This window comes from Pseudoneobacillus rhizolycopersici, assembly GCF_054786815.1.
The window spans coordinates 1-7,397 of the sequence record NZ_JBTOOE010000048.1; the positions used below are offsets into that span (position 1 = coordinate 1).

8 protein-coding genes are annotated in these 7,397 nt (G+C 40.7%); 5 read left to right on the forward strand and 3 right to left on the reverse strand.

Going from position 1 to position 7,397, the window contains the following annotated elements; genetic code table 11:
- Window positions 1-234 precede the first annotated feature (234 nt).
- From ACX9YW_RS22570 to ACX9YW_RS22585, 4 genes are all read left to right on the forward strand, one after another.
- Complete coding sequence (locus ACX9YW_RS22570; RefSeq protein ID WP_460350900.1) at window positions 235-750, forward strand: RNA polymerase sigma factor; 516 nt, start codon at window positions 235-237, stop codon at window positions 748-750.
- The gene (locus ACX9YW_RS22575; protein WP_460350902.1) at window positions 751-1,386 is read left to right on the forward strand and encodes a hypothetical protein; all 636 of its coding nucleotides are present in this window, start codon (window positions 751-753) and stop codon (window positions 1,384-1,386) included.
- A complete protein-coding gene (locus ACX9YW_RS22580) occupies window positions 1,346-2,020 on the forward strand; it encodes an ABC transporter ATP-binding protein (protein WP_460350904.1) in 675 nt (224 codons plus the stop codon). The genes ACX9YW_RS22575 and ACX9YW_RS22580 overlap by 41 nt, the downstream gene beginning before the upstream one ends.
- Window positions 2,021-2,178: 158 nt before the next feature.
- A complete protein-coding gene (locus ACX9YW_RS22585) occupies window positions 2,179-2,343 on the forward strand; it encodes a hypothetical protein (RefSeq protein WP_460350906.1) in 165 nt (54 codons plus the stop codon).
- Between the two features lie 63 nt (window positions 2,344-2,406).
- On the opposite strand, the gene ACX9YW_RS22590 is transcribed toward ACX9YW_RS22585, so the two are convergent.
- From ACX9YW_RS22590 to ACX9YW_RS22600, 3 genes are all read right to left on the reverse strand, one after another.
- On the reverse strand, window positions 2,407-3,000 hold the full coding sequence (locus ACX9YW_RS22590; RefSeq protein ID WP_460350908.1) for a PadR family transcriptional regulator: 594 nt from the start codon (window positions 2,998-3,000) through the stop codon (window positions 2,407-2,409).
- A 69-nt stretch (window positions 3,001-3,069) separates the two neighbouring features.
- On the reverse strand, window positions 3,070-3,831 hold the full coding sequence (locus ACX9YW_RS22595) for an ABC transporter permease (protein WP_460350910.1): 762 nt from the start codon (window positions 3,829-3,831) through the stop codon (window positions 3,070-3,072).
- A gap of 2 nt (window positions 3,832-3,833) precedes the next feature.
- Window positions 3,834-4,538 (reverse strand): ABC transporter ATP-binding protein, encoded by a 705-nt coding sequence (locus ACX9YW_RS22600; RefSeq protein WP_460350912.1) that lies wholly within the window; start codon window positions 4,536-4,538, stop codon window positions 3,834-3,836.
- A 293-nt stretch (window positions 4,539-4,831) separates the two neighbouring features.
- Between ACX9YW_RS22600 and ACX9YW_RS22605 the strand changes: the two genes are divergently transcribed.
- Window positions 4,832-6,922 carry a transglycosylase domain-containing protein gene (locus ACX9YW_RS22605; RefSeq protein ID WP_460350914.1) on the forward strand — a complete coding sequence of 697 codons (2,091 nt, stop codon included), beginning with the start codon at window positions 4,832-4,834 and terminating at the stop codon, window positions 6,920-6,922.
- Window positions 6,923-7,397 lie beyond the last annotated feature (475 nt).

Consider the following 7,397-nt stretch of genomic DNA (forward strand, 5'->3'; position numbering starts at 1 on the left):
AGGTGTCTCTACGCCAGTTTTGTTTAAATAGCTGTTCATTTTGTCGTAGAGAAGGCATCTCTACGACAGTTTTGTTTAAATAGCGGGTCATTTTGTCGTAGAGAATACTTCTCTACGACATTTTCGGAAAGAGGAAAATCTCCACCAACAAAAAAACGAAAAAATTTCCATAAAAGTGAATAATTTCTGCACCCTATTACGTCTAATAAATGTGCACATGGAAGGGGGATGCTTGTGTCGACCAAATCCGATATTGAAACATTGTTTCTTGAGTATAGTGATGATATCTATAACTATTTAATATATTACACCGGCAGTCATGATGTAGAGGATCTTCTCCAAGAGGTGTTTATTAAGGCCATTCGCTTTTACGACACTTATCAAGGGAGAGCTTCAGTCAAATCGTGGTTGTTTTCGATTGCCAAAAATGTCGCAAGCGATCATTATCGCCGCCAAAAAAGAGTTCAGTGGGTGCCGGTTAAACTTCTTGAGTTTTTACATATCGAGTATGAAACCCCAGAGAAAATCTATGAAGACAAGGACTCTAATTACTGGTTAATGAAGCGAATTCATGAAATGAAACCAGCTTATCGAGATGTCGTATTAATGCGTTTTATAAACGAGCTCTCCATAACCGAAACAGCCATTGCCTTAAACTGGACCGAGGCAAAAGTGAAGTCCACCTATCGCCGTGCGTTCCAAAAATTAAGAGATCTAATGGAAGACGATCAAGAAAGAGAGGTCATTTAAATGCGCTCTTTATATGAACCACGCTTTAAATTAAGTCCCGAGGCGAAACAGCGAATTCTTCAAGACGTTGTCGAATACGAGCAGAAATTTCATAGAAGGCGACAACGTAAGGATAAAAACAATAAATTTTTCCATTTAGGGTTTCAAGGGCTAATTCTAGCGACTGTGATTTCTCTTTTTATTCAAACTCCGTTATTCGATACGATGTTTTCGGAAAAAGACGGGGCACAAACTGAAACTCAACTAACTACTATTAATGATTCAATAGCGCTATTAAACTATGTGCCTAAAATCGTCCCTAAAAACGTTGTTTATTTGAATGATGTTGATGGGTCTAATTCCTATCATGTAAAAGCCGTAGGCGGTTCGTTGTTAAAGGATAGCAATCAAGGGGTTGTATCCATCACAGTTGTGAAAGGTGGGACCTCATTAACGGATTATTATGTGACAACCAAAAAACACGGAGCCATTACTGTCATTAATCAAAATAATCAATCCATCCTGATGGTTACAGGGGATGGTACGAAGTGGACAGTAGATTTTTCGGGGAACTCCGAGGAAATTCAATTCAATTTCAAACGGGTAGGTGGAGACAATGATATCGGTCCAAAATCTCGAAAAGTCCTATTTTGGTGATGGAGTTATTACAAAGGTGCTAGACCAAATTAATTTAGACTTCGACCCAAAGGATTTTACGACTATTGTTGGTCCTTCCGGGTCGGGAAAGTCGACCTTGATGAATATTATTGGATCATTGGATACCCCTACAAATGGAAACGTTTTCTACGGAGACGAAGATATTTTTACTATTAAAAATAACAAACTAGCCGATTTTCGCTTTTCAACGATTGGCTTTGTTTTTCAGCAATTTCAGCTTCTGCCAACCTTAACGGCCATTGAAAATATCATGGCGCCGTTATTTTCACGAAAGACTTCCTTTTCCAAGCAGGAACGTGGCGAGGAGTTGTTAGAGCTTGTAGGATTAAGTGATAAAAAAAATTCTCTCCCATCGCAATTATCTGGGGGACAGCAGCAGCGAGTAGCGATTGCCCGGGCATTGGTCAATTCGCCGAAATGGATTTTAGCAGATGAACCGACCGGAAATCTTGATCGTAAAAATGGCGAAATCGTCTTTGACATTCTCCAAAAATTGAATAAAGAGCAGTGCTGCGGCATTATCCTCATCACCCATGATGACGGATTGGCCAAGCTCGCTGACCGTACTGTCTATTTAACCGATGGCAAAGTGGTGAAGGATGTTCGAAGGTAAAGGTGTATGGCTAGTCTTTTCGAACCGATTTGGGGTTAGACCTGAGCGCTTTTTGATATTTACATAACTTAATCTTAAACATAGATGCGCTCCATATAAGCTAAACAATTGCCCCCTATACTAAACTTGTAACAAAGAATAGATAGGAGCGATTGAGAATGTTGTCAAGAATTTTTAAACGCAAACGCAACACTGAAGACCACGATTTACTGTTGTTAATTGTTCCTTTTGAACTTAAACCGTATATGAAAACAGATCTAAGCCAATACTTTGGTATCTCTAAAAGTGAACCTAGCAAACAATATGTACCGTTTTTATTCTAAAAATCTCTACAAAAAGTAGATATCGTTGTCCCCCGGGGAAAAACTCCCGGGGTTTTTATTTGGTCATAAAGTTTCTTCATTCTTTTCAAAGTACTTATTAAAGTCTTCCTTTTTCATGCTAGGTTGTACCGTTAACTTCAGCTGCTCCATTAATTTTTTCAAAAAATCAATTTGTAACCTATAGTGGTCAAACATGTTTTCAAATTGTAACTTGGCGATAGCATCTAAGGCCACATATTGTTCCTTTATCTTTTCACCGGCTTTTAAAAGCTCCAATTCTTTTTCGAGAACGGTCATTTGCTCCTGCAATGCCGCCAACTGATCCTCTAAAGGCAGCTCGCGCAAAAAGGCCATCGCCGCATAAAGCGTACTTGGTAAACTGACTGATTTTTCTCGGAGGCTTTCTTTTAAAAGAATAATAAATTCTTCCTCACCTTTAGGCGTAATTTTGTAGATGGCCTTAATTCGATGGCCCGTTTGCTCAACGCTACTAACCTCAACCAGTCCTTCTTTATCCATTTTTTTTAACGCGTGATAGATGGAGCCGGGAAGAACACCTGCCCAAATATCCGTTTGACTCGTTTGGAGCACCTGTTGAATTTCATACCCAGAGAGCTCCTTTAATTTTAACAACCCCAAAATCATTAAGCGTACCATTCTAACACCTCAAGTTTACTTATTCAACATTGACTATATGCGCATAAAAAAATTATACCCCAACACAATCTATTGTGCCACTGTCTTCCGTGATTTTTTAAATTGAATCTGGTTACTCGATGATTCGTATTTAAAGGTAAGGGATGAGAGTAAAAGTAAACCTATAGTATAAGCAGCCAGAATCAAAAGAGGTGCGATCATCGATTCGTCAGCCATGCCCAATCCCGATCTTAAACCTTGCAGAAAGTACCCCAGTGGAAATAATTCACCCATTTTTACCACCCATGCAGGCGCATTCTCTAAGGAATAAAACGTATCGGCCCCAAAGATCATTGGCAGGAAAAATAGATTAGAAATCATATTGATTTGTCCCTCGTTCTGGGCGAAATTAGAAATCAAAAACCCTAAGCTAGTGAAACACAAAATTCCGATAAACATCATCAAAATGGTAACCATGACTTCCATAGGTGCTACGGCAATCTTAAATAAAATACTTCCGACACCAAGAACAAATAGATTGATGATAATCCCTAACACCGTGCGTGCTGCTGTCATCAAAAAAATAAACTGAAAGGTTGGAAATGGCGTTAATTTTAACAACTTATAAACCCCGCGGCTGCGTTGCCAATGTACCTGAAAGGCAATCCCGGAAACTCCCCAGAATAATGAACTTAGAGCAAGGACACCTGTTAATAGCCTTGGCGTATAGGCAGGATTATCAAAATAGTATCCTAACCCAATCAATAACACGATTGGAAAAATAACCGAATAAAAAAGGGTGATTTTGTCTCTTACCGATGTCGCTAACATCGTTTTAAAAATTGTACTCATTTTTACATTCCTCCCATTGTTAAGTGTAAATAGACATCTTCAAGATTTTGTGTGTGGTATTTTTGACATAAATCTGCTGCGGTTCCTTCGGCAATAACAATTCCCTTGTCAATCATCATCACACGATGCGAAAGCTTTGTGACCTCATCCATATCATGCGATGTAAAAACAACCGTTGTTCCACGTTGAAATAAGTTCTTGATTAATTCATGAATTTCTCGACGTGACTTAGGATCCAGGGCTGCAGTAGGTTCATCGAGAAAAACGACCTTTGGCTGATGGACTAATGCAACGGCAATCGCAAGGCGCTTTTGCTGCCCACCAGATAATTTGGCTGCCTCCGTTTTCATGGCATTCTGAAGGCCGCACAAATGGAGTAGCTCAGTACCCTCTTGTTTTGTTAGCTTTTTTTTATAAAAGGCGGCAAACAATTGGAGGTTCTCTATAGCCGTTAAGCCTGGGAAGAACGGCGTTTGTTGGAGTTGAACTCCTATAGATTGGCGGTAATCTTTCTTCCAATAGGAAACCGATCCTTCATCTTGCTTCTTTAAGCCAAGTATCATCTCAATTGTGGTTGATTTTCCGGCTCCATTCGGTCCAATGATGGCTAAAATTTCATTTTCAAAAACGTCAACTGACACCCCGTTCACCACAGGTCTTGCGTGGTAGTGCTTCGTTAAGCCAGTTGCTTTCAATAATACATTCATCTTACTTCTCCTCCGCTAGGTTAATGTTGGTTAGTCAACATTGAGTATTAATCCAAAAGATTAGTTGAGTATTCTTTAATACTCAACGTTGAATAAACTAATTTATATAAACAATATACATCCTTGGAAAATGTTTGTAAAGAGGGAAAGTGAAATATTTTCCAAAATGGGCTGGCCGGTAGAATGACCTCCTACCCCCGTAAAACTCTAATCAGCTTCGAATATGTATGGTTAGTTAAAAATTTTTTATTCGAATGAACATCAATGTATCTTCATCATAGGGGTGAGATTCAATGTCTGAATCCTATCGCTTTCGCGAGGAGCGTAAAAAGGCGGAACAAGCAAAACGCAAGGAACAGAAAAAGTCGAGAAAAGGAACATTATTCCGGAAAATCATTTTAATCCTCTTTGTGCTAGGAATTGTCACCCTCGGAGCTGGTGCCTACACATTCGCTACCTTCATAAAGGATGTTCCTCCATTAGAAGCTTCCAAACTAATCAATCCGCTTTCAACCAAATTTTATGATAGTAATGGAAAATTCCTTTATGAATACGGAACAGAAAAGCGCACGCAAATTTCCTATGAGCAAGTGCCGAAAAATTTAGAGAATGCCTTTATATCCATAGAGGATTCCCGTTTTTTCGAACATCATGGAGTTGATATCAAACGGACAGCTGTGGCGATCTTTAAAAATGTCACCGGAGAATTTGGCTCCCAAGGTGGAAGTACGATAACTCAGCAAGTTATCAAAAACTTCTTTCTAACGCCTGAAAAAACCGTCAAACGAAAAGTACAGGAGTGGTATTTAGCGTATCAGTTGGAGCAAGAGTATTCGAAGCAAGAAATCTTCATGATGTATGTAAACAAGATTTTCCTCGGGAACCGCTCGTATGGTGTAGCGGCTGCCGCGAAAAATTATTATGGCATAGATGCAGAACATTTAAATAAATTGACTTTGCCACAGGCTGCGCTAATTGCTGGTCTGACTCAAAGTCCAAACCGCTTTGACCCGACAAAGCCGGAAAACATCGAAGCCGCGACAGCAAGACGAAATCTGGTTTTATCGGCCATGCATAATAAAGGATATATTTCTGAAAAACAAATGCAAGAGGGCAAAAAGGTTGCTGTAACGGAAGGCATTATCATGAATACGAATGGGACTATGCCGTATGAGGCGTTCCTTGACGCAGCGGTAAAAGAAGTGGAAACAAAGCTGAAAGATGTGGATATTAGCAAAGATGGATTATCGATTTATTTGACCCTAGATCCAAAAGCTCAAAAATATGCCGATCGTTTGTTGCACACCAATGAACTTGTGAACTATCCCAATAAACGTTTTCAGGCTGCATTTGCTTTCATTGATACAAAAACAGGGGCAATCCGCGCCATCGGCAGTGGGCGAAATGATTCCAAAGCGACTTTCCGTGGTTATAATTTTGCCGTCAATCTTAAACGTCAATCTGGCTCCACTTTTAAGCCAATTCTTGATTATGGCCCAGCGATCGAGTATTTAAAATGGTCTACGTATCATCAGATACATGATAAAGCTACTAACTACTCAACCGGTCAGCCACTGTCCAACTGGGATCGTCGCTATCATGGAATGATCTCGATTCGTTCGGCACTCCAGCACTCCTACAATATTCCTGCTCTCCTAACTTTACGGGAAGTGGGGCTGGATCGAGGGAAGAGCTTTGCCGAAAAATTGGGAATAAAGTTTCGGAATGACCAAATCTATGAATCGTATGCGATTGGAAGTAATACAGTCAGTCCCATTGAGATGGCCGGAGCCTACAGCGCCTTTGGTAATAATGGGGTTTTTAACAAGCCTCATTTTGTGCAAAAAGTCGTGTTTCCAAATGGTAAGGTTGTCAGCTTTACCCCGGAACCCAAGCAAGTCATGCACGATTACACAGCTTACATGATTACCGACATGCTTCGAGATGTCGTAGACGTTGGAACTGGAAAAACCGCCAACATCCCTAGTCTAGATGTGGCAGGTAAAACAGGAACGACCAATTTTGACCAGAAAACCCGTACACAATATGGGTATCCCGTTAACAGTACCAATGACAGTTGGTTTGTTGGCTATACCCCGCAATACACGATGGCAGTGTGGACGGGATATGCTCAAAACGGTCCCGGTCACTACATGACGGGCGACACAACGAAACTCTCTCAAGTTATGTTTAAAAAAATGATGGTCGCACTCGGAACCGACACATCCACTTTTACGCAACCCGACACAGTGTATAAAGTAGGCAATGACCTGTACATCAAAGGATCAACGGACGTGCCGCCAAAAGTGCAACCAATTAAGAATCAGGGTAAACAGAAGGGGAAAAAGAAAAAAGGGAAAGGGAAGAAGCATAAGAAGAAGTAGGGAACGTTGTTTTTCAGATGTGAACACCAAAACGAAATCTGAAAATCGCGTTGACCGTTGGTTTCAACGCCAAAATCCCCAAAGGTCAAGCTTAAAGTGGCGTTGAGCGTTGATCTCAACGCCACTTTAATCAAAGAGCAAGCCCAAAATGGCGTTGAGCGCTGGTCTCAACGCCAAACTCCCCAAAGAGCAATCTAAAAATGGCGTTGAGCGCCGGTCTCAACGCCAAAATAATCAAAAAGGAAGCCCAAAATGGCGTTGAGCGTTGGTCTCAACGCCAAAATAATCAAAGAGCAAGCCCAAAATGGCGTTGAGCGCTGGTCTCAACGCCAAAATAATCAAAGAACAAGCCCAAAATGGCGTTGAGCGCTGGTCTCAACGCCAAAATCCCCAAATAGCAAGCCCAAAATGGCGTTGAGCTTGGTCTCAACGCCAAAATAATCAAAGAGCAAGCCCAAAATGGCGTTGAGCGCTG

What these genes read in the sequence shown, in the direction of transcription:
- ACX9YW_RS22575 (WP_460350902.1), top strand. Translation starts at nt 751, where the DNA reads ATGCGCTCTTTATATGAACCACGCTTTAAATTAAGTCCCGAGGCGAAA.
- ACX9YW_RS22580 (WP_460350904.1), top strand. Translation starts at nt 1,346, where the DNA reads ATGATATCGGTCCAAAATCTCGAAAAGTCCTATTTTGGTGATGGAGTT.
- ACX9YW_RS22585 (WP_460350906.1), top strand. Translation starts at nt 2,179, where the DNA reads ATGTTGTCAAGAATTTTTAAACGCAAACGCAACACTGAAGACCACGAT.
- ACX9YW_RS22590 (WP_460350908.1), bottom strand. Translation starts at nt 3,000, where the DNA reads ATGGTACGCTTAATGATTTTGGGGTTGTTAAAATTAAAGGAGCTCTCT.
- ACX9YW_RS22595 (WP_460350910.1), bottom strand. Translation starts at nt 3,831, where the DNA reads ATGAGTACAATTTTTAAAACGATGTTAGCGACATCGGTAAGAGACAAA.
- ACX9YW_RS22600 (WP_460350912.1), bottom strand. Translation starts at nt 4,538, where the DNA reads ATGAATGTATTATTGAAAGCAACTGGCTTAACGAAGCACTACCACGCA.
- ACX9YW_RS22605 (WP_460350914.1), top strand. Translation starts at nt 4,832, where the DNA reads ATGTCTGAATCCTATCGCTTTCGCGAGGAGCGTAAAAAGGCGGAACAA.